Origin of the sequence: Exobacillus caeni (genome assembly GCF_005747095.1) — a bacterium.
GTDB classification, from domain to species: Bacteria; Bacillota; Bacilli; order Bacillales; family Guptibacillaceae; genus Exobacillus; species Exobacillus caeni.
Window position 1 is genome coordinate 31,739 of the sequence record NZ_SWLG01000017.1, and the last position, 21,025, is coordinate 52,763.

The window sequence follows — 21,025 nt, forward strand, 5'->3', positions numbered from 1 at the left end:
CGATCAACTCCTTACAACCTGGTTACCCAGGCTTTCCCACAAATATAAAGCTGCGTAGCTCGCATAAGGTTCCCAGTTTCGGGCCATTTTCCGCACTTCATCTGCTTTTGGCTTTTCAGATCGTCCGTATAGATGCTTAATCGCATTTTGCAGGCCGACATCGCCAACCGGAAAAACATTTTCCCGCCCTAATCCGAACAACAATATGCTCTCTGCAGTCCACGGCCCGATGCCGCGTATCTTAACGAGTTTATCAAAAATCGCCTGGTTTTCCATCTTATCAAATTCTTCTAACCTGAGTTCACCGCTATCGATCAGCCTCGAAGTATCGATAAGGTACTCTGCTTTACGCTGGCTGAACTGCATTTCACGCAACTGTTCATAAGAAAGCTCACTGACCGTTTCCGGAGATGGATAAAACCAAACTCCTTCCTTTTCATATCCAAAGCTTTTCACAAAGCGTTCTGTTAATGTGAAGGCAAACTTCAAGTTTAATTGTTGGTGGATAATACATTTTGCAAGACAATTGTATACGCTAAAATCTCGAACAACTGGAATGCCATAAAACTGTTCCACCAGCCTTTCCAATTCGGAACCCTTGAAATGCTCATATACCTCTGCCAGTGAGACATCGAAATGAAAGAGATCGATGACCCTGTTTATTGTTTCTTTTTTGAAACGGTCTTCCTTACAGGTAACCAACATAACAGGCTCTTCCACTGTTCCGATGCTTTTGACCGAGGCTACTACTGGATTGTTCCTAATATATAGCGGGACCATTATCTCTAAACGCTCAAGGTCGATAACCTGAATCGGGTCAAAAGCCAGGCGTTGTAATGCTCTCCTAAAATCATACGGGGCTTTCGGCGCTATCTTCTCTGACCACATGCTATTCCCACCTTTTTGTCAATCTATCCCCTATTATATCACTAAGGGAACAAACATTCCTACTCTTACCATAAAGTCGGCATAAAAAGATGGCTCTTAAAAATAAACTGCGGGGGTCTGACCCCCGCAGTTCTGTGGATAAGTTTATAGGGAATAAATAGCTTTCGGGATAGCGCGCTGAACCAGGATATCATCCAGTGATTTAAAAGTGTATCCCTGTTTCCGAAGGTCATCGATCACTTTCCCCATCGCTTTTGCGTTGTCTTTAGAAACAGTGTGAAGCAGCATAATGGAACCCGGATGCACCTGCCTCATAATATTATCGTAGGCATACTTCCAGCCTTTTTGTTCGTTTGTCACCCAGTCTTTATAAGCAAGTGACCAGAACACATTAACGTAACCTGCCTTGTTGGAAACTTCAAGAGTCCTTTCGCTGAATATGCCTCTTGGCGGCCTTAAATAGATCATTTCTTTTTTTCCGGTGATCATTGTAAATTCTTCTTTAACTTTTTCAAGTTCTTCTCTTATTTTCTCGTCACTCTTCTGGGTCATGTTCGGGTGGCTCCATGAATGGTTTCCAACGATATGCCCTTCTTTAACCATCCGCCTGACAAGATCAGGTTGATCTCTTAAGTAATGTCCTGTTACAAAAAAAGTGGCGGGGACCTTTTTCTCTTTTAGAACATCCAGGATTTCTGCTGTATAGCCGTTTTCATAACCGTTATCAAAGGTAAGATAAAGCTCCTTTTTATCGGTATTCCCGATGAACATCCCCCCGTTTTTCGTAAGCATGTCCAAAAATTCAGGCTCTGTTGTTGCCGGTTGATGGTTTTTCGAACGTTTAAAATACCAATCATGCTGCCTATTGCTTGAAGAGGCTTCCGCTATATTGAACGATAGCATTAAACTGCTAAGAACAAGTATAAATGACAAAAAAGTTTTCATGTCTTTTCTCCTTTGTTTGTTAGTTGTTCTTAGTTTTTTATAGCAGGAACAAACAATACGCGGAATCGTTTTCCAGCTCAATCAAACGTTTGTTTAAATGCTGCCAAACTTGCGTGGTTGTCATGTTTTCACCGTCTTAATCAAACGTTTGATTAATCCACTTACATTTCAAAGGTTCGCTTCAAATTCTACTTCATAAATTTGTTAATCAAACGTTTGTTTGAATCCATCTAATCAATAGCGGTCAAGAGATTTATCCCTGTTCAATCAAGCGTTTGTTTAAGACCTCTGTTCGGCTTTTTTGTAAAGAAAACTCGCCAGCAATCCTTTAAGGTAAAATGAAAGCGAAATTGCCCTTATCTTTCATAGACTTCTACTAAAAAAGTTCTTTTACGCCAATAAAAAAAGGGACGAAATCTCATCCCTTCTCCCCCGGTTTTTGATAAGTCACATAAGTGCCGCCGATAAAATCATGTATGGCACGTTTATCTTTCCGAACACCGACCATGATAGCGCTGACGAGAATACCAATTCCAAGCGTGAATACGTAGACAAGATAACCTACGATATAACGAAGAAGCATTGAGCCAAGTCCAACGTTTTCTCCTGAAGTTTTTACAATCCTAATGCCACAGACCCGCTTACCAACTGTATATCCATACCAGAACACAGGGACAAGTAATGTATAAAGCAACGAAATAAGATTGATTACCCAGTTATCGTTAGATGTCTGCACATCTCCTGTAAACATGTATCCTATGATGCTGAGTGGAACCCCAATAATTAATCCATCCAAAATCAATGCTGCAAGACGAATCCAGAATCCGGCCGGCCTTTCCACATTCATTTCTACCCCTCTTTTCCCTTTTCTCTATTCGTATTTATATATGTATGACTGCTCATAGTTGCTTATACTTTTTAGAAGTATCTACTAAAAGGGAAGAAAATGTTTCATGGCGCAAATCCTCCATCGTCCGGAAGAGCAGAGCTGAATAAAATTCAACTACGCTTGCTTAAAGTGCCTAATAATAAAAGCCAGCACCATGTTGGTGCCGGGCTTCTATTGCATCGTGTTAAACTGATGGGTTATATAGTCCTGTACTGGAATCCATGCACCTATTCCCTGCTGTGTTATGTTTTTCACTTCCAGGGATTTTCTGCTTCCGCGTAAGTTCAAATAAACTTCGCCGTAAGTTACTTTTCCTTTTTCATTAACAGCCGGTACATAGCTTGTTAAAACTGCATAATGCTTTGGAGCTACATTATACACATGGCTTTTCTTTGTCCCTCTTCCGATGATCGTCTGAAATGAAAGGGAAAGCTGAGTTTTCTCAGAGGCTTCGACCATCATCATTTTCTTAACCGCTTCACTTTCAGGAACTTTTGCTGTTAAGCCTCCAGTAATTTTCTTTTCTTGTTCCTGGCTATATCGCATTTGAACCGGGGCTTTCCCGCCTCTGTTGTCTGCTTTGTTTTGATTTGCTTGTTGATACTCCCAGTTAACACTTGTTTCGTTTGATTCGTAGCTCAGCGGCCATTTTCCAAGATAGATGCTTGCACGGTAACCTATCGCAAGCTTTGAAGGTGAAATGTTTGATTCATTTAATTTGGCGATTAAATCAGGATTTTCAATTTCTATTCCTGAGCTTTCGATCAATTCTTTTGTTAATTCGCTCGGCTGCAGTGTCGGAAGGTTTTGAGCAGGGTTGGGATATGTGTTTTCCTTAGAGATATTTACTGCTGAGTTCGGTATTTTTACTGGCTCCGCTTTTTTCTCCGGGGCTTTTTGCTCCGTTTTTGGTGCTTGTTTTTTCTCTTTACCCTCCGAAGCTAAGCTCTGGATAGGAGTAAACATGAGTAGTGCGACAGTAAGCATCAGTATGAATTTATTCATCACCATACTCTCCTTTTTTTATAAAGTTCACCATAATAGACCTATTATAATTTTGCTGTTAGGCTTATCATTTTCTGCTTAAAGGAGATTTATCCAAAGAATTGAAACATAAAAAAAGAGAGGGCTTTTTGACTTCCTCTCTTCACTGTGTATAACGTTCTATTTTTGGATAGAAAAATTGCACCAGCGGACCGATTCCAAAAGTAATAAGAACTGTTCCAATTCCTATCGGCCCTTCAAAAATCAATGCTGCTACAAGCGCAGTCAGCTCTCCGATCGTTTTAGAAACCATTAAGTTTAATCCTGTTCTGTTACGAATCGCCATCATTAATCCATCGATAGGAATAATCGCAAGTTTCCCCTGCATATAAAGCGAGATTCCAAATCCCATAAAGACCATTCCGCCCAATAAGATGACATATTCCAAAAGTACGGTTTGTCCGACAAGATCATCCATTACCTGCAGTAACCAGAAGTCGATAAAAACCCCTGTTATAAAAATTGTAATAAGTGCCAAAAAATCAGGTTTTGACTTTGTTAAGATAGCATTGACAACGATCAATACAATACCTACAACGATGACCCATGTACCGACTGTAAAACCGACCGTATTGGATAGCCCTACATTCAGAGCATCCCAGGCACCAGCTCCAAGGTCTGATTTTATCGATAAAGATATTCCTAACGTTAGGATAAACAAACCGCTTAAATAATAAGCTAACCTTTTCATATAACTGTTCATAGATAATCCCTTCCTAACAGACTCTGCCGGCAAAAGTACCACAATCGGCCTTCATGCCCCTGCAACATTCTACCAGAGAGATCCAATAAACTCCAGTGGACTATTGCGGACGCTTCTCCCAGGGCTCGAGGGTTCCAACAATGAACGAGTCTTTTTCTGTACAAAAAGCCTCTATAACCCCATCGGCAATTTCCTTATTCGTGAGCCAGCGGGATCTGCCGTCCTCTAACACGAATCCCAGGAGTACCTGATGATACTTACAATTGGAAGGTACCTTTATTTTGTCCCGATTCATATAGCCTGCACTTCCATTCACATGAAACAAATCCCACTCTTCACCGTATGCTCCCACTTCCTCAGCAACATTCTGAAGTGCTTCAGGAGCAGAAGAGTGGATCCAGCAAACAACTTTTGAGATCGGCCCATGTTCTTTAATGGCGTCTTTAATTCTTGCGCACAAGGCTTCACTGTTATGATAGTCTACCTGTATGGTTACAAGATGTTGCCGGCCATAAGTTTCTTCAAGCCGCTGTAATGAAGCCTCTGTACGAGCAACAACACTCACATGATAACCCTGTTCCTTCAACCAGCCTGCGACAGAAGCGAGCATTCCGGTTCCGCCAACGACAAGTGCATGCTTTTTCAATCACACTTCCCCTCTCTTTTGGCCTGGGGTTTTTTCTTCATCAAAGATTTTGATCTCCCGCCATTTACCCAGGCGATAATAAAGTACTGCAACAATGCTTGAAATGATAAAGCTTACCCCAATCCCGAATGCAATGCCGGCTTTTCCGAACCACTCGGCAAAAAGATAGGTCAAGGGCACCCGTAATATCCAGAAGGAAATAATATTTAACACGAGCACCTGGAACATCGCTCCTGCTGCTTTCACAACTCCGTTTAAAACAAAGTTAATCCCTAAAAACGGATAGAAAAAGGCTACCGATTTTAGATATAGTGCCCCAAAAGCAATCGTCTCCGGGTCATCCACAAATAAACGAATCAATACATCAGCAGCAAAAAACATAATTAATCCAATGGAAGTAGAAACAGAGAGAATCAGGATAATCCCATTTTTGGCTATCTGGGAAACCCGGTCCCATTTCACTGTTCCTATATTTTGGCCAGCCATACTATTTACAGCAGCCCCAAGTGTGAAAGCCGGAAGCATAATAATCCGGTCTATTCTTTGCGCTGCCCCAAACCCAGCCACAACTTCTGAACCAAAAGTTGCAACGACTGCCATAATCGCAGTAACACCGGCAGAAATAGTCATCATTTGAAGGCCAGCTGGAATTCCGAGTTTAAATAATGCTTTTAAATAATTAAATTCCGGTAGATGGGGAACTTCAAAAGGCACCTTTGCAGTCCAAACCGAGTGGACAATCCCATAAAGGAACGCTATCCCCTGGGAGATAATGGTCGCATATGCAGAGCCTTTGATCCCCCAGTCAAAATACGAAATAAAAAGAGGATCAAGAAAGATATTCAGGACGACAGCGATAAAAACGAACCGAATCGGAGTTTTGCTATCGCCAAGCGCTCTTAACACCGTACTGATAAAGTTATAGCCGAATAAAAAGATGATTCCCAGGAAACTAATCTGCAAGTATTCTTTCGCAAGCGGCATGATGCTAGCAGGCGTTCCGAGCAAGTTCAAGATCCACTCTGTTAAAAAGTAACCGATAACCCCAAAAGAAATCGATAATATACCGAGAACGAAGACAAAGGCATTCAATGACTCCTTTAGCCCTTCTTCATCATCGGCACCTTTCTTCTGGGATAGAACGGTGAGCGTCGCGCTGTTTATACCGATAATGAATGACAGGACAGTAAAAATAACCGGCGCTCCAAGAGAAATGGCCGCAAGCGCGTCTGAACCGAGTAAATTCCCCACCCAGAGACTATCTATAATTTGAAAAGATGATTGCAATAAATTCGCAAAAAAGATCGGCAATGAAAACCAGATCATCTGCTTTGTTATATTGCCTTCTGTAAAATCATGACTCTTACTCATTCGCTTCCCTTCTTTTTGTCTTTTGTCGTTTCTTTTTATGATAGCCAAAGCAACCTCTCGATTCCAACGATAACGCTTTGCCCGATGTTTAATTCTTATTAAAAAAGTGTATAAAATTAGCAAACAAAGGGAGGTATTTTTATGGCTATTTCTTTTCATAAAGAAATAAAAAATGTACTAAAAGACATTCAAGAAGATGATGTTCCAGCCTTCATTACAAAGCTTATCGAATACTCGATAGACTTTGGCGTCGACCATAAAGAAGAAATCAGAAAACATCTTGTAAACGAGAAAGAGAACGACCTCTCTTCGATTCAGGCTACGTACAAAGACTCTTTCTCCTACCTCCAGGACAAAATATCTTCGCTCGACCCGGGCAGAAAATATCCGCTTCTTCATACTAAAACAGGCGTATCATATCTCGGTGCTGTACTCGATGGTTTATTCATGCAATATTTATTCGGCATATACTCCGACAAACAACTAAAGCAAAACGCACTTGTTTACCGAAACCTCTTTATCGACGGCGTTTACGGAGCCGGCGGAATCGACCCTTATTAATCCGGGGGTTAATAGTAATAACCCCATCTAATGTCTCACAAATCATTACCTGCAGCGACACAGCAGATGTCCAACAATCTATTTGTTCGTATCACATGTATAACTGTCGTATGTATACGACATGGCACACCAGGGATTCACCAACTCAACACATTTATATGATTATCTTTTCACCTTTGAAGGAAACTAAGTAGTATAAGGAAAGCTAAAAGGAGGAGATTGAAAATGAATCAATCCGAACTTAAAGAACAAGTCTTAAAAGTAATCGACAACCATCAGGTGGGTACATTAAGCACTGTACGAGAAGGAAAACCTTATTCCCGATTCATGACGTTCTTCAATGACGACCTAACCCTGTACACAGCTACAAGCGAAAAAACCCATAAAGTGAACGACATCAAAAAAAATGATGACGTGCATATTCTACTTGGCTATGAAGGCCAGGGATGGGGAGATACGTATTTAGAAATTGAAGCAAAAGCAAATATTGGAGATTCTAAAGAAATTAAAGAGAAGGTCTGGAACGAGGAGCTAAGCAAATGGTTTGAAGGGCCGGAGGATCCTCGCTTGATTATTCTTGAACTCAAGCCAACAGCTATTCGGCTTATGAACGAAGGAGAAGATACTCCACAAACGCTTGAGCTTTAATTAACAGTGAGGAAACCAGCAGCCCAGAGTGGTTAGTAGTTCCAATCAGTCATTTTGCAGTATAAAAAGATTAGCAAACAAAGGGACTGACACAAAAGCAAAGTGTCAGTCCCTTTGTAATTGAAGCAGTTACTGAAGTTATCGGATGAATTTTATAGGTCATTGAGTCCTCTATTTGCCTAAAAACACTACTTCTAAGAATTTATAGGTCATCTGTTCCGCTATTTACCTTGTATCCTATCAAAATGAGCATTTTTCTCGCAAATAGCGGAACAGATGACCTTTTTTTAAAAAAACATGCCCATTTGTCACAAATAACGGAACAGATGACCTCTAGTAAAGCTTTGACTTTAAAAAAGGACCACAAAGAGAAGCCTGGCCGCCATGAAGAGCAAAAAGTTTGATTAAGCAATAATCTCAAACGTTTCCTCCACTTTTATGCTGTCTTTTACTGACTGAACCATTGAACAGTGCTTCGTCGTTAACTCCATCGCTTTTTGAACCTTCTTTTCATCAAGGTTACCTTTAATCGTAAAGTGCAAATGGATTTCTTCTACACGGTTCGCCTCTTCTTCATTTCTTTTTATATCTGCTTTGATTGAGATGTCTTCGTAAACCATTCTTTTCTTATCTAAAATCTGTCTTAAAACACCACCGCTGCAAACTGCGACAGAAGACACCAAAAGCTGGTATGGCCTGAAGCCGTATGTTTCATCCCCGCAAATATCCAGTGTTCCATACTCTAAATCTATACTAAACCCATGATCTTTCATCTTGTATTCCATGCTATCACTCCTTTTTCAGTCTCCAGAATCATTTTAAAACACTCTAATCTAAAAAGCGAACATTCCATCCATCCTTGAAGGTGGTTGATTTTCAGCCCATCAAGTATAATAGCAAAGGAATTCTTATTATGTGCTTTATTTTCAGGAGTGACTACAATGAACGAAATGAGATACCGCTTCTTTGTTTTGGTAAGCATCGTTTTTATATCAGGCTTCTCACAGGGGATGCTTCTTCCTCTGTTATCGATTTTACTTGAGCAGGCAGGCGTTTCTTCTTCACTTAACGGTTTAAACGCATCCGCTCTTTATATAGGAATATTACTTGCTTCTCCTTTTATTGAAGCTCCGGTAAGAAAGTTTGGATATAAGCCGGCCATTTCTGTTGGCCTTCTTTTAGTGATGTTCTCTATGCTCTTCATTCCGATCTGGCAGGCTTTTTGGTTCTGGTTCATCCTCCGCATGATCGTCGGAATAGGGGATAACCTTCTCCATTTTGCGACTCAGTTATGGATTACCACGACAACACCTATAGAAAAAAGGGGCCGTAATATCGCCATCTATGGGTTTGCTTTTGGACTGGGGTTTGCTGCTGGTCCAATGTCGACCAGGCTTATCGAATATTCCGTTATGATTCCGTTTATGATAGCTTTTGCCGCATCACTGATCACATGGACCCTTTTGCTAAAGATCAAAAACAACTGGCCAGAAAACATCGATTCTTCCAGCAGTGTCAGAGGGGTTTTTCGATACTTTCAGGTCATTAAAATTGCTTGGGTCGCGCTGTTGCCGTCATTGGGCTATGGATTCCTGGAAGCTTCCCTGCATGGAAACTTTCCCGTTTATGCCCTGCGAACAGGCATGGACATTAGTGCCGTTTCGATCTTGCTTCCTTCCTTTGTGATCGGAAGCCTTGTGTTCCAAATGCCGCTCGGAATGCTAAGTGATCGATTAGGGAGAAAGAACATTCTTGTCTTCATCCTGGCTATCGGTTTTGTTTGTTTTACTGCAGCCATTTTTGCCGAAGCATCTGTTCCTCTATTGTTTGGATTGTTTTTTGTGGCCGGTATGGCTGTAGGCTCTTTGTTTTCACTCAGCATCACTTATCTAGCCGATCTTTTGCCAGCTTATCTGCTGCCGACAGGAAACATTCTGTCCGGGATATTTTTTGGTATAGGAAGCATTATCGGCCCTTACCTTGGCGGCTATTTTATTGAATGGTTTGGACAGGGCAGCCTTTTTTACGGAATAAGCAGTATGCTTCTCATCTTGTTTCTCTCGACCCTGCTTTATAAAGAAAAAAGCCATTCTCCTGTTTATCAGAATCAAGAGGCGAATTAAGAGGTTTATTTAATTGTTTGTTTGGCAACATAACTACAAAAGAGAATATACACATTGCCCAGAACCGTTTCATTGACATTATGTTATCTACCATTATAATAGTAATTAGTTGATAATAATTATAAATAAAGTTACAAAGGAGCCGATATTAGATGAAATTACGTGACGAAATGCCAGAACTTAACGGTGCGACAGAATGGCTGAACGGACAAGTTGAAAAAAGTGACTTAATCGGTAACAAACCTTTGACTCTAATCCACTTTTGGTCTGTAAGCTGCGGCCTGTGTAAAGAAGCCATGCCGATGGTCAATGAGTTCCGCGATGAATATAAAGATAACATGAATGTAGTTGCTGTTCATATGCCTCGTTCGGAAAAAGATCTTGATCTGGAACAAGTTAAAGAAGTTGCTGCAGAACATGATATCAGCCAGCCAATCGCGGTTGATAACGAGCACAAGATTACCGACGCTTTTGAAAACCAATATGTGCCTGCTTACTATGTGTTTGATTCTGAAGGCAAGCTTCGTCACTTCCAGGCTGGCGGAGAAGGTAGAAAGATGCTTACGAAACGTATTACCAAACTGCTTGATAAAGCAAAACAATCTTAATCGTTAGAAGACCGGGACAAGCTCGGACAAATAGTTTTAACGGCGTGTGATGCATACACGCCGTTTCTCTTTTTGCCGATTTTAGGGCTGCAATTCGGAGTCTCCAAAAAACACTTATCGGTACTTTCCTAAACCAAAAAAAGATGGCATGACAAACAAGTATCCCGTTTGCATGCCATCTTTTCTATCTCACATAAGTTCTCCATTTCGAATAGGGGTTCTACTTCCGCTTCCTTTTTACTATTATATTTTTTATCACCCTTATAATCCCGTACGATATTCCAAACAAAATATACCCCACGATCGCCCCAAATCCATTGAGAAGGATATCATCGATGTCAAAAATTCGGTGGGCATATTCATATTGCAATATTTCGATCAACAGGCTTGTGCCAAATCCAAGAATGATGATCTTCCACAGCGATCTTACTTTCTTTAAAATAATCGGCAGCAAGAGTCCGAGCGGCATGAAAAGAAGCACATTCCCGATAACATTTTTAAAAATGAGCCAGTAGTTGCCGCTTCTCCACATAAGGCGGATGCTATCAAAAAGGACTAAATTAACTGACTTTCCATAAGGGTAATAATTATATATAAATAATGTTGTATAGATCAGCATGACAGCATATAGCAAAAAGCCAAGAGATAGAAAGCCTTTTGTCCATGCCTTGAATTGTTCGATCTTCTTTTCAACTTTCATTTTTATACTCCATTCTATTTTCCCCAATAGTGATATTATAGCGTGAGCCTCTCCAGAATCTCCACAGATTTCTTCCCTTTGGAGACTTTTTGCAACCGCCCTATAAACCGGTATCGTCTTTCAATAGTGACCAAATTGAATTAAACCTGGTATCCCTTCCCCTAACTAGAGATTTATCTTTCGCTTATGCTATAGTAAGCATTACCATACACAAAATTAGAGGTGGACGATTTGAGTTACACAGCAACACTATGGGAACCTATTCAATCAATCGTATCAGATCTTGATGAATCAGCTATTCCCTATTCATATATCGAACAAACCGCCCTTTTTGTTCAGGGTGTACCTATAACTCCCCGCACCATTACCGTATCCGTACAGTGGGACCTTTTTGAAAAAGCTTTTACACTTTTTGAAGCCTGCGGTGCCAGTAAAACTATTGCAACAGATGAACGATCTTCATTCCAATTCAATAAAAACGGAATTCCGGTAGAAGTGAGCTGCATATATAATACCGTGATTAAAACTGATCCCTACCGTATCAAAGTCGTTCGAAACGGAGTCCCGATTTGGTGCCTCTCTCTTTATTTTTATTACGCTGATTTGCCAGCAGAACATTCTGATCGAATCGCGATTAAGAATTTCTTGCGAACGAAGCAGCTGGAGATCAGTGCACAGAACGAAAGCGCCTGGAACCAGAACAACTATGATGCCCTGATCAATCGATATGGTTCACCTGCTGATGCTGCTTCCAAAATAATGAAAAATCCTGCAGCAAGGCTGCGCCCACTCAATGGTCTTTTTGGAGACATAAAGGGAAAACGGGTCGTTAACCTTATGGGATCACACGGAAGTAAAGCGGTGGCACTTTCTCTTTTAGGAGCGCAGGCAACAGTCATTGACTTTTCCGAGGAAAACGCAAGCTATGCACGCGACCTGGCTGAGAAAGCCAACACTTCAATCAGGTATATTGTTTCAGATGTTCTCAATCTTACAGATGACTCGTTATGGGAATCATTCGACTATGTATTGATGGAACTTGGCATTTTGCATTACTTCATGGATCTTGCTCCGCTTTTCGATGTGATCAAGAAGCTCCTGAGTCCAGGCGGCAGGTTGGTTTTGCATGATTTCCATCCCATTTCTACAAAACTGATCACTTCAAAGGGAAAGAAACATAAAGTGGACGGAAACTATTTTAACCCTTCCTTAAGCGCTGCAAACGTAGCCTATTCCAAGCACCTTTCAACTGAAGCAACGGATGAACACGAGGTGCTGCTTCGAAAGTGGACACTTGGTGAGATTATCACCGCGATAGCTGAGGAAAACCTGGTCATCAAAAAGCTATCTGAAGAACCCAACATTAAAGTCCATGATATCGGAATCCCCAAAACATTTACCGTGGTTGCGGAAAAAGGGGCTTAACATCGCGCCTCCTTCCAAGCCTAAAAAATGATGCCATAAAGAAAAAGCTGCATCCCTTAACTGGGTGCAGCTTCACTTCTTTTTATGAAACCAGTTCCCTGACGACTTCTTCGTCTTTTTTGCTAGCCAGATTTTTGTTAACGATTTCCGGATTTAACTGGCCCATGTTGCCAGCAAGTTCTTCCGCTTCATCTTTTCTTCCTGCAACCACAATTTTATCCCAATGATGTTTTTCGGCTTTTTCATGCAGTTTTTCAGCCATTTCTTTATACCAGCGCTCACGGTTTGCTTTTACACGGTCTTCATATAAGTCCTGTGCAGAAGCATTTGTTTTATCTGTTCTATCCCCCGTGAAGGAACCTTCATAAATCCTCCAGTTATCCATTCCGATATCCCATTCATAATTAATAGAATCTTTTACAAATCCCATTTCTGTTTCAATGACCTTTACATTATTATGCTGAACCAGCACAAGGCCTGTGTTGGGATACTTGTTTACAAGCTCTTTGAATTGTTCAAGCTTCGGTTCTGTTTCCCAGTACATATTCGTTTCAACCGGTACCTGTGTTAACTGAACATACCATAGGCTATCGTCCGAGTTCGCAAAGATCACTAAACCACGACGAAGGTTATCGTCCAGCCTTGACACTTCGTTTTCAACTTTTTCTCGAATCTTTTTAAAATTTTTAAGCTCCTGCTCATCCCCGGATTTTTCAATATAGTCTTCAAAGTTCCTCAAGCCGTTTTTCAATTGGATTTCCCATTCCCCGTGCTGGGAGTCAAACTGCCTTCTGTCAGTATTAAGGTACATAGAAAAGACTTTATTCTGGTTGTCACCTTTTACTTGTTCCAGCTCTTTCAATTTGTCATTTATACTCATTCGTTATCCTCCTCCTGTTAAAAGGTAAGGTTATACATGCTGTATTAAATTATTTTCCTGTTCAGGAAGATTTTTAAACTTTCTATTGGCCTGCCTATTTTCGAATTTTATATTGAAACTCTTCATTTTTATGGTAAAATATAAGTAGTAAAAAATAATAATTATTCTAATTTGCAAATAGATTGCTGTCATTCCGCACTCCGGATGGCAGCATTCGTCATTTTAAGGGTAATGATTCTGAATATCTTTCTCAATTAGAAAGGCGGTAATTGTTAATGGAACAGGTCAAAGAAAGAAAATTCACCCAGAAAATTGAAACCCATGAACCTGCCGATGACACTAGCTGGCTCGATATAATAAAGCCCCACCTGGAATTGGTCGCAGCACTTTTAAGCGGGACCTTAATAGCAATCGCCTGGACTTTCGATAGTCTTTATTCCAGTTTTCCGGCAACTCCGCTGTTTATCCTGGCGTTTTTGATCGGCGGTTATGCAAAGGCAAAAGAAGGAATCGAAGAGCTGATTTTCGATCGGTCTATCAATGTTGAGATTTTAATGATAATCGCTGCGATCGGCGCAGGTATCATCGGCTATTGGACAGAAGGCGCCATACTGATCTTTATCTTTTCATTGTCTGGGGCTCTTGAGACTTATACGTTAAACAAAAGTGAGCGCGAGCTGGAGTCGTTGATGGAGATACAGCCGGAAACAGCTACCATGCTCATAAACGGACAGGAAAAAACAGTCGCTGTCTCTTCTTTATCAATCGGAGATAAAATTGTCGTCAAGCCCGGGGAGCGTATTCCGGCCGACGGCATCATCCAAAAAGGAAAAACAACTGTTGACCAGGCGACAATCACCGGGGAATCGCTTCCAGTTGAAAAGGAAGACTCCGCGGATGTATTTGCCGGTACATTAAACTTAACTGGACATATTACTATATCAATCACGAAGCGTAATGAAGATACGGTCTTCCAAAAGATTATCAACCTTGTTCAGGAGGCGAAGAGCGAGAAAGCTCCTTCCCAGCTCTTTATTGAAAAAATGGAAAGCGTCTATGTTAAAACTGTTCTTATCGCAGCGGCAGCACTAATGTTCCTTCCACATTACCTTATCGGCTGGAGCTGGGAAGAAACCCTTTATCGGGCAATGGTTTTCCTTGTGGTTGCCTCGCCATGTGCGCTTGTGGCTTCAATCATGCCGGCTACCCTGGCTGCAATTTCTGCAGGTGCAAGGAACGGAATCCTGTTTAAAGGCGGTGTGCATCTTGAACACCTTGCCAGCATAAAAGCGATCGCTTTTGACAAAACAGGAACATTGACCAAAGGAACACCGATCGTTACTGATGTTTTCACAAGAAACGGACTTTCAGTAAAGGACTTTCTTACAGCTGTGGCAGCTGTAGAAAAGCAATCAACACATCCGCTTGCAAAGGCAATCGTTTCTGAGGCCGAATCTAAAAAACTCTTACTTCCGACACCTGATGAGATGCAAGATACTTCCGGTTGGGGAGTGGAAGCACTAATAGATGGTGAAAAGTGGCGTATTGGAAAGAAAGAATTCTTTAAAGGGTATTCAGGAATGAATGACTTTGAAGAAATCCTTTCCACTTTCCAGGAGGATGGAAAAACCATTGTCCTGGCTGGTGATAAGACTGGAATCGCCGGAATAATCGCATTAAAGGATGTAGTGAGAAATGAAGCGATCGATATGGTCAGAGGGCTTCAAAGAAGCGGTATCCATTCCATTATGATTACCGGGGACAGCAAAAAAACAGCCAATGCTATCGCTCGGGAAGTAGGGATTGAAGAATACATCGCCGAGTGTCTTCCTGAAACAAAAGTAGATGAGGTAAACTCTCTAAAAACACGCTATAAAGATGTTGCGATGATCGGGGACGGCATTAATGATGCACCTGCTCTTGCGACTGCTAATGTAGGAATCGCAATGGGGAACGGTACTGATGTAGCACTGGAGACAGCAGATATCGTGTTAATGAAAAATGACCTGAGCAAAATCACAAAGTCAATAAAAATTTCAAAGAAGCTTAACAGTATTATTAAGCAAAACGTCTTTTTCTCAATCGCAGTAATTCTTCTGTTGATCTTATCCAACTTCTTGCAAGCACTGTCCCTTCCACTTGGAGTGATCGGCCATGAAGGAAGTACCATACTTGTTATATTGAACGGATTACGGATGCTAAAAAACTAAATCGTAGCTGGTAAAAGGAAAATCCGAACCGATTCGTATTCGAATGAAAGAATGTTGAATCATAGTTCGGATTTTCCATTGGCTGAAATACTTTTATCCCAGACTTTTTTTGCACCATTTTATTTATTTGAATTTAATCAAACGTTTGTTTAAGTGATTGGAACTTGCGTGGATGTCACGTTTTCCCCGTTTCAATCAAACGTTTGTTTAAGTTTTTTAAGGAGATATCTCTTTTACTTCCTCTTTATTTCCGCTGATTCATTGCTCGGTATCCCCGTCTATATCATGTAATTTCTTGCAGGCTTATTGTATTGCTAAAAGTATGAACACAAAAAAGCTGCCCAGTCATATTGGGCAGCTTTTTATGCTCTAGTTTTTACATATTACCTTGCCGAGGCGTTCTGTCAGCTTCATATTTTCTCTGTAATCTACCGGGCATTCGATTACAACAGGACCATCACTTTTGAAAGCCTTTTCGAGCGTAGGCTTCAAGTCCTCCTGCTCTTCAATCCTATAACCTGTGGCACCATAAGCTTCTGCAAGTTTTACAAAGTCAGGATTACCGAATTCTACATTTGATTTTCTGTCGTAAGCTTTTTCTTGATGCCAGCCAATCAAGCCGTATCCGTTATCCCTCCAGATCATCACTACAATCGGAAGGTTTAACCGAACTGCAGTTTCGAGCTCTTCTCCGTTCATCAAATAGGATCCGTCTCCTGCCACTGCCAATACTTTTCGATCAGGCTTAGCAAGCTTTGCACCGATCGCTCCCGGCAGTGCGATACCCATTGAAGCCAATCCGTTTGAGATTAAGCAAGTATTAGGCTTATAGCAGTGGTACATACGTGAAATCCACATTTTGTGAGCTCCTACGTCAGAGAGAAGAATGTCTTCTTCGCCTAAAACATCTCTTAGATCTGAAACGATACGCTGGGGCTTAAGCGGATACCCTTCATCATTCTCATAATCCTCTAACTCGTCTAAAATGTCCTGTCTGAGTTTTGCATAATGCTCATCTTTCTCTGCCCTGCCTTCAACCGCTTCAGTCAGCCTTTTCAAGTTAGTATCTATATTCCCTACCACATTTAGGGATACAGGATAGTTTTCATCAATGTCGGCTTCCTTCGTATCAATATGAAGTACAGGCGTCTCCCCGTCCGGGTTCCAGTTTTTTGGAGGGTATTCAACCATGTCGAATCCAACAGCAATAATCAGGTCTGCGTATTCAAAACCGCAGTTGATATAATCCTTTCCTCCAAGGCCTGATGTTAGCAAGCTGAGTTCATTTGTAAATGGGATAGCTCCTTTTCCCATAAAAGTATGGGTGACATGTACTTGGAGTTTTTCAGCCAATTCCTTCAATTCATCTGCCGCTCCGCAGCGTGTAACACCGTTCCCTGCAATAATGAGTGGCCGTTCTGCATTTTTTATTTGCTCTGCAGCTTTTTGAATAACTGTGTTTCCAGCTTCAGATAAAGTATGCTCTGTTTGCTTAAGCGGACTAGCCTTTACATCCATATCCGCAATGTCTTCAGGAAGGACAATGTGAGTCGCTCCTGGTTTTTCTGCTGTGGCAACATAGTAAGCTTTTTTAACAATCTCAGGAATAATGTCCGGGTCAAGGACAGAAGCATTCCACTTGGTTACCGGGGCGTACATTGCTTTCAAGTCATAATATTGATGGGACTCTTTGTGCTGGCGCTCTAAATCTGCCTGTCCTGTAATAGCGATGAGGGGTGACAGGTCCATGTTAGAGTTCGCCACACCCGTCATCATGTTCGTAGCGCCAGGACCGAGGGTAGATAAGCTGACGCCTGGTTTCCCGGTAAGCCTCCCCATTGTTCCGGCCATGTAAGCTGCACCAGTCTCTTGTCTGGTTGTAATAAATTCAATGTCAGAATCAAGCAGCGCATCCATAAACGCAATATTTTCTTCTCCCGGAACGCCAAAAATGTATTTGATCCCCTCTTCTTCAAGGCATCTTACCATTAGTTCAGCTCCACGCATTCTTTTCACCTCTCCCTTTTCTTCTATAATTACACCATTATGTTTATTACCTTTTCCCCGGTATCCCCAAACAAAAAACATCTGGAAAAACAAATAAAAAACCCGCCGATAAGCGAGTTTGTAGTTCAAATATCACGTCTGCCGATCATTTTAAAGGCAGCCGAAAAACTAGCTGTTCCTGTTTCTGTAATAATAGCTCAGGGCGTTTATTTCACCGCCAAGAACAATGATTAACCCGGTTAAATAAAACCAGAGCATCAACACGATCACCCCGCCCAGGCTTCCATAGGTAGCAGTGAAATTCCCAAAATTACTAACATAGTATGAAAACGCCAGGGATAAAAGCTGCCATATAACGGTAGAAAATATAGACCCTTTAATGACATCCCTTATCCCAATACGTTTATTAGGAGCGAAAAAATAAATTACAACAAATACTGCAAAGATAATCAGAAAACTTAACGCCCATCTAATAAAACTGAATACAGTAGAAAAAGAATCGGGGAGATTTAAGTAAAGCATTAGAAAACGCCATAACATTTCCCCAAACACTGGAAGCAGCAATGCAACGACAATCACAAAAATCATCGCAAACGAAAGGATCACAGCAAGTCCCCTGGCAATAATAAAGTGTCGGCTTTCTTTCACATTATACGCTTTGTTTAAAGCACGGATGATCGCATTCAATGCGTTCGAAGCAGACCACATTGTAAATAAAATCCCAAAGGATAAAAGCCCTTTCTTAGCTCCATCACCAATCAAAAGGTTTTTTTGAATCACAGAAAACGTTTCAGGTGGAGCATACTGATAGACTAGCTCCAATATCTGCTCCTGTGAAAAGTCGAAGTATGCAAGTAATGTGATGGAAAAGATTAAAAACGGAAATAGCGACAACAAAAAGTAAAAAGCTAATTGTGCCGCTAAATCGAATATGCCGTCTTTCTGGGAATGTTTAAACAAACGTTTTCCAAAGTCTAAATAAGAAGCATCCACAAGAATGTCCCCCCGGGAAATTTCTTTTATTTCATCAGCTCTTCCCCTGCTTCTTTTACTTTAGAGCCAATATCTTTCACATCTTTTTGGGTTTCTTTCACCAATCTCAATGCCGAATTGGAGCTCTCTTTCACTTCATTAAAGGTTGAAGAAATCGCCTTCATGTCCTCCTGGACTTCTTTCACGATCGAGGAGGCCTCCTGATACGTCTTTTTCCATTGCTCTGTGTATCTGGAAGGGTCTTCACGAAAATCATGATAAAGCTCCTTTGCCTGTTCTGAACGATATTTCAGGTTCTTCCTCGTTCCCTTATCGAATAGCGAAATGATTGCACCAACCGCTCCGCCAATCAAAATCCCTCTTAATAACTTACTATCACTTTTCTCTTTTAATGATTGTTCCATCTCTCTTCCTCCTAAAAAATGATAAAATTTATCTTTTATTTCCCTTGTCCGTGAGCAATAAAACGCCAAAATGAGAAGCAAAAAATTTTTTGTCTAATTTGTTTATAGCTTATCCTATTTGGGAATAAGAAAACCACAACAGCAAATAACAAAATTCAAAAACATAAGGAGGTTATACAAAATGGGCTTTATTTGGGCACTTATCGTAGGAGGTATTATCGGCTGGTTAGCCGGATTAGTTTTAGGACGTGATGTACCAGGTGGTATTATTGGTAACATTATCGCAGGTTTCATTGGTGCATGGTTAGGTGACCTTATCTTAGGTTCATGGGGTCCAACACTTGGAGGCTTTGCCATCGTCCCAGCCTTGATTGGAGCGATTGTGTTGATCCTCATTGTTAGTGCCATTATGCGAGCAGTACGATAGAAGAATAGATTTCAAAAAGGGGCGTACGTTTTGTACGCTCTTTTTTCTTTGTTACGAAAAAGAAAACCTTAAGCTGATAAAGTTATTATTAGAGCAACCAGCATCCCGATATTGATCTATCTGCTACTCAGGGAAGTTTTGTTATCCTTATAACTTTCCTGCGTAAAAATTTAAAATTCTATCCACAGACGGCCCATACATTTCTCCAAATATGTTAAGGTGTATCAACAAGTAATACAATTGGTATATCGGTTTTCTTTCCGTATAGCCTTCTTCAAGAGGGCTGAACTCCTTATACGCTTCATAAAATCCCGGTGAAAATCCCCCGAATAATTCTGTGAACGCAAGGTCTGCCTCTCTGTCCCCGTAGCTTACCGCGGGATCGATCAAAACTGGCTTTCCCTGCTCATCGGAAAGGAAGTTACCAGACCAAAGGTCGCCGTGAAGCAAGGAAAATGACGGACCATGCCCGATCCATCGATCAAGAAATTCGATGACTTTGTTAAAACTTTTTTCTCTTGCGCCGTTAAAATAACCTTTTTCTTTGGCGATCTTTGCCTGTGGCATCAGCCTGTTTTCACCATAAAATTGGACCCAGTCTTCATTCTGCTGGTTTATCTGCGGAAGCTCGCCTACAAAATTATCTTCTTTCAGTCCTGCAAAACGCGACGTTGCACAGTGCATCCTGGCGACCATTCTTCCGAGCTCCTCCTGGTTTACAGGCTCTCTCCCCTCCTCGATCCATTCTAAAATTAACATTGCAGGATGGTCTTTCTCTTCTTTAAAAACCCCTTTCACTTCTGGCACTCTTGCTTGTCCTACTTCTTTTAACAGGTTAAGTCCCAGGGCTTCGCTTTGAAAAAAACCTTCTCCTGCGCGGGAATTCATTTTTATAAACCACTCATGTTCATTCGTTCTAACATAATAGGAATCATTAATTTGCCCGCCTGATACGCTTTTCATTTCTTTTATTTCAGAGGGATCTCCGATTTTCTCCAGTGCAGTTTGAATGGATTTTTTCATAGCTCCTCACGTTCTTTGATCATGTTAAACAGGTTTAGGCAGGCTTCACTAACCATCTCATAAACTTCTTCGAAATTCCCGGTAAAGTAAGGGTCGGGAACATCCTCAACCTTACTTTCCGGAACAAAGTCCAGCAGCCTTGCAATCAATCTTTTTGGTTTTTTTCCAGCCAAGCGGTTTATTTCACCAAGATTTTTAGCATCCATGGCGATTATGTATTCAAAAGTATCAATGTCTTCTTTAACAATTTGGCGTGCCTTAATATTTTCATAATCAATGTTATTGTTCGATAAGATGTTTTGTGTTCCTTCATGAGGGGGAGCACCGATATGCCAATCACCTGTGCCGGCAGAATCTACCGCAATCTTTCCTTCCATGCCATTTTCCTTTATCAAGTCTCTAAAGATCGCTTCCGCCATAGGTGAACGGCAAATGTTGCCCAGACAAACAAATAAAACGTTAACCATGATCTACCTCCTCCTTTCTCCTTATTATAATCTTTCCTTTTTCCCATTAAAACCAGAAGCACT

General features: G+C 41.1%; 22 protein-coding genes. 7 read left to right on the forward strand and 15 right to left on the reverse strand.

From position 1 onward, the window contains the following. Positions 1–3: 3 nt before the first annotated feature. The 7 genes from FCL54_RS18915 to FCL54_RS18945 form a co-directional block, all read right to left on the reverse strand. Positions 4–888 carry a DNA-3-methyladenine glycosylase family protein gene (locus FCL54_RS18915; protein ID WP_138128500.1) on the reverse strand — a complete coding sequence of 295 codons (885 nt, stop codon included), beginning with the start codon at positions 886–888 and terminating at the stop codon, positions 4–6. A 144-nt stretch (positions 889–1,032) separates the two neighbouring features. After that, positions 1,033–1,833 (reverse strand): delta-lactam-biosynthetic de-N-acetylase, encoded by an 801-nt coding sequence (pdaA, locus tag FCL54_RS18920; RefSeq protein ID WP_138128501.1) that lies wholly within the window; start codon positions 1,831–1,833, stop codon positions 1,033–1,035. Between the two features lie 418 nt (positions 1,834–2,251). Beyond that, positions 2,252–2,680, reverse strand: a complete 429-nt coding sequence (locus tag FCL54_RS18925; RefSeq protein WP_138128502.1) for an RDD family protein — start codon at positions 2,678–2,680, stop codon at positions 2,252–2,254. Between the two features lie 213 nt (positions 2,681–2,893). Next, positions 2,894–3,727, reverse strand: a complete 834-nt coding sequence (locus tag FCL54_RS18930; protein WP_138128503.1) for a YfkD famly protein — start codon at positions 3,725–3,727, stop codon at positions 2,894–2,896. Between the two features lie 142 nt (positions 3,728–3,869). Beyond that, positions 3,870–4,469 carry a YczE/YyaS/YitT family protein gene (locus FCL54_RS18935; protein WP_138128504.1) on the reverse strand — a complete coding sequence of 200 codons (600 nt, stop codon included), beginning with the start codon at positions 4,467–4,469 and terminating at the stop codon, positions 3,870–3,872. A gap of 100 nt (positions 4,470–4,569) precedes the next feature. Next, on the reverse strand, positions 4,570–5,115 hold the full coding sequence (locus FCL54_RS18940; RefSeq protein WP_138128505.1) for a short-chain dehydrogenase: 546 nt from the start codon (positions 5,113–5,115) through the stop codon (positions 4,570–4,572). Further along, positions 5,116–6,486 (reverse strand): MATE family efflux transporter, encoded by a 1,371-nt coding sequence (locus FCL54_RS18945; protein ID WP_138128506.1) that lies wholly within the window; start codon positions 6,484–6,486, stop codon positions 5,116–5,118. A gap of 141 nt (positions 6,487–6,627) precedes the next feature. Between FCL54_RS18945 and FCL54_RS18950 the strand changes: the two genes are divergently transcribed. After that, positions 6,628–7,047, forward strand: coding sequence for a hypothetical protein (locus tag FCL54_RS18950; RefSeq protein ID WP_138128507.1), 420 nt, complete (start codon positions 6,628–6,630; stop codon positions 7,045–7,047). Positions 7,048–7,272: 225 nt separating this feature from the next. Continuing rightward, on the forward strand, positions 7,273–7,695 hold the full coding sequence (locus FCL54_RS18955; protein ID WP_138128508.1) for a pyridoxamine 5'-phosphate oxidase family protein: 423 nt from the start codon (positions 7,273–7,275) through the stop codon (positions 7,693–7,695). A gap of 404 nt (positions 7,696–8,099) precedes the next feature. Here FCL54_RS18955 and FCL54_RS18960 read toward each other — a convergent pair whose 3' ends face one another. Next, positions 8,100–8,480, reverse strand: a complete 381-nt coding sequence (locus FCL54_RS18960) for an OsmC family protein (protein ID WP_138128509.1) — start codon at positions 8,478–8,480, stop codon at positions 8,100–8,102. 147 nt (positions 8,481–8,627) lie between these two features. Between FCL54_RS18960 and FCL54_RS18965 the strand changes: the two genes are divergently transcribed. Continuing rightward, positions 8,628–9,818 (forward strand): MFS transporter, encoded by a 1,191-nt coding sequence (locus tag FCL54_RS18965; protein ID WP_342773905.1) that lies wholly within the window; start codon positions 8,628–8,630, stop codon positions 9,816–9,818. 152 nt (positions 9,819–9,970) lie between these two features. Further along, complete coding sequence (locus tag FCL54_RS18970; protein WP_138128511.1) at positions 9,971–10,426, forward strand: TlpA family protein disulfide reductase; 456 nt, start codon at positions 9,971–9,973, stop codon at positions 10,424–10,426. 220 nt (positions 10,427–10,646) lie between these two features. Here FCL54_RS18970 and FCL54_RS18975 read toward each other — a convergent pair whose 3' ends face one another. Further along, positions 10,647–11,126, reverse strand: coding sequence for a VanZ family protein (locus FCL54_RS18975; protein ID WP_138128512.1), 480 nt, complete (start codon positions 11,124–11,126; stop codon positions 10,647–10,649). A gap of 231 nt (positions 11,127–11,357) precedes the next feature. Here FCL54_RS18975 and FCL54_RS24770 point away from each other — a divergent pair, with 231 nt between their 5' ends. Further along, positions 11,358–12,551 carry a class I SAM-dependent methyltransferase gene (locus FCL54_RS24770; protein ID WP_342773903.1) on the forward strand — a complete coding sequence of 398 codons (1,194 nt, stop codon included), beginning with the start codon at positions 11,358–11,360 and terminating at the stop codon, positions 12,549–12,551. A gap of 82 nt (positions 12,552–12,633) precedes the next feature. Here FCL54_RS24770 and FCL54_RS18985 read toward each other — a convergent pair whose 3' ends face one another. Then, entirely contained in the window at positions 12,634–13,431 is a 798-nt protein-coding gene (locus FCL54_RS18985) for a VLRF1 family aeRF1-type release factor (RefSeq protein ID WP_138128513.1), read from the reverse strand. A gap of 275 nt (positions 13,432–13,706) precedes the next feature. Between FCL54_RS18985 and FCL54_RS18990 the strand changes: the two genes are divergently transcribed. Then, positions 13,707–15,641 carry a heavy metal translocating P-type ATPase gene (locus FCL54_RS18990; protein ID WP_138128514.1) on the forward strand — a complete coding sequence of 645 codons (1,935 nt, stop codon included), beginning with the start codon at positions 13,707–13,709 and terminating at the stop codon, positions 15,639–15,641. A gap of 369 nt (positions 15,642–16,010) precedes the next feature. On the opposite strand, the gene FCL54_RS18995 is transcribed toward FCL54_RS18990, so the two are convergent. The 3 genes from FCL54_RS18995 to FCL54_RS19005 form a co-directional block, all read right to left on the reverse strand. Then, positions 16,011–17,648, reverse strand: a complete 1,638-nt coding sequence (locus FCL54_RS18995; RefSeq protein ID WP_138128540.1) for an acetolactate synthase large subunit — start codon at positions 17,646–17,648, stop codon at positions 16,011–16,013. A 168-nt stretch (positions 17,649–17,816) separates the two neighbouring features. Further along, the gene (locus FCL54_RS19000) at positions 17,817–18,641 is read right to left on the reverse strand and encodes a YihY/virulence factor BrkB family protein (RefSeq protein WP_246055343.1); all 825 of its coding nucleotides are present in this window, start codon (positions 18,639–18,641) and stop codon (positions 17,817–17,819) included. Positions 18,642–18,667: 26 nt separating this feature from the next. Then, entirely contained in the window at positions 18,668–19,045 is a 378-nt protein-coding gene (locus tag FCL54_RS19005; protein ID WP_138128516.1) for a YtxH domain-containing protein, read from the reverse strand. 181 nt (positions 19,046–19,226) lie between these two features. Between FCL54_RS19005 and FCL54_RS19010 the strand changes: the two genes are divergently transcribed. Next, positions 19,227–19,472 carry a GlsB/YeaQ/YmgE family stress response membrane protein gene (locus tag FCL54_RS19010; RefSeq protein ID WP_138128517.1) on the forward strand — a complete coding sequence of 82 codons (246 nt, stop codon included), beginning with the start codon at positions 19,227–19,229 and terminating at the stop codon, positions 19,470–19,472. Between the two features lie 147 nt (positions 19,473–19,619). On the opposite strand, the gene FCL54_RS19015 is transcribed toward FCL54_RS19010, so the two are convergent. Then, on the reverse strand, positions 19,620–20,495 hold the full coding sequence (locus FCL54_RS19015) for a fructosamine kinase family protein (protein ID WP_138128518.1): 876 nt from the start codon (positions 20,493–20,495) through the stop codon (positions 19,620–19,622). Beyond that, complete coding sequence (locus tag FCL54_RS19020; RefSeq protein ID WP_138128519.1) at positions 20,492–20,962, reverse strand: low molecular weight protein-tyrosine-phosphatase; 471 nt, start codon at positions 20,960–20,962, stop codon at positions 20,492–20,494. The genes FCL54_RS19015 and FCL54_RS19020 overlap by 4 nt, the downstream gene beginning before the upstream one ends. Between the last annotated feature and the right edge of the window lie 63 nt (positions 20,963–21,025).

Bases quoted from the DNA above. Each gene is read 5' to 3' on its own strand.
- FCL54_RS18930 (WP_138128503.1), bottom strand. From the start codon at position 3,727: ATGAATAAATTCATACTGATGCTTACTGTCGCACTACTCATGTTTACT.
- FCL54_RS19015 (WP_138128518.1), bottom strand. From the start codon at position 20,495: ATGAAAAAATCCATTCAAACTGCACTGGAGAAAATCGGAGATCCCTCT.
- FCL54_RS18950 (WP_138128507.1), top strand. From the start codon at position 6,628: ATGGCTATTTCTTTTCATAAAGAAATAAAAAATGTACTAAAAGACATT.
- FCL54_RS18990 (WP_138128514.1), top strand. From the start codon at position 13,707: ATGGAACAGGTCAAAGAAAGAAAATTCACCCAGAAAATTGAAACCCAT.
- pdaA (WP_138128501.1), bottom strand. From the start codon at position 1,833: ATGAAAACTTTTTTGTCATTTATACTTGTTCTTAGCAGTTTAATGCTA.
- FCL54_RS18925 (WP_138128502.1), bottom strand. From the start codon at position 2,680: ATGAATGTGGAAAGGCCGGCCGGATTCTGGATTCGTCTTGCAGCATTG.
- FCL54_RS18915 (WP_138128500.1), bottom strand. From the start codon at position 888: ATGTGGTCAGAGAAGATAGCGCCGAAAGCCCCGTATGATTTTAGGAGA.
- FCL54_RS18960 (WP_138128509.1), bottom strand. From the start codon at position 8,480: ATGGAATACAAGATGAAAGATCATGGGTTTAGTATAGATTTAGAGTAT.
- FCL54_RS19020 (WP_138128519.1), bottom strand. From the start codon at position 20,962: ATGGTTAACGTTTTATTTGTTTGTCTGGGCAACATTTGCCGTTCACCT.
- FCL54_RS18945 (WP_138128506.1), bottom strand. From the start codon at position 6,486: ATGAGTAAGAGTCATGATTTTACAGAAGGCAATATAACAAAGCAGATG.
- FCL54_RS18935 (WP_138128504.1), bottom strand. From the start codon at position 4,469: ATGAACAGTTATATGAAAAGGTTAGCTTATTATTTAAGCGGTTTGTTT.
- FCL54_RS18975 (WP_138128512.1), bottom strand. From the start codon at position 11,126: ATGAAAGTTGAAAAGAAGATCGAACAATTCAAGGCATGGACAAAAGGC.
- FCL54_RS19005 (WP_138128516.1), bottom strand. From the start codon at position 19,045: ATGGAACAATCATTAAAAGAGAAAAGTGATAGTAAGTTATTAAGAGGG.
- FCL54_RS18985 (WP_138128513.1), bottom strand. From the start codon at position 13,431: ATGAGTATAAATGACAAATTGAAAGAGCTGGAACAAGTAAAAGGTGAC.
- FCL54_RS19010 (WP_138128517.1), top strand. From the start codon at position 19,227: ATGGGCTTTATTTGGGCACTTATCGTAGGAGGTATTATCGGCTGGTTA.
- FCL54_RS18955 (WP_138128508.1), top strand. From the start codon at position 7,273: ATGAATCAATCCGAACTTAAAGAACAAGTCTTAAAAGTAATCGACAAC.
- FCL54_RS18970 (WP_138128511.1), top strand. From the start codon at position 9,971: ATGAAATTACGTGACGAAATGCCAGAACTTAACGGTGCGACAGAATGG.
- FCL54_RS18995 (WP_138128540.1), bottom strand. From the start codon at position 17,648: ATGCGTGGAGCTGAACTAATGGTAAGATGCCTTGAAGAAGAGGGGATC.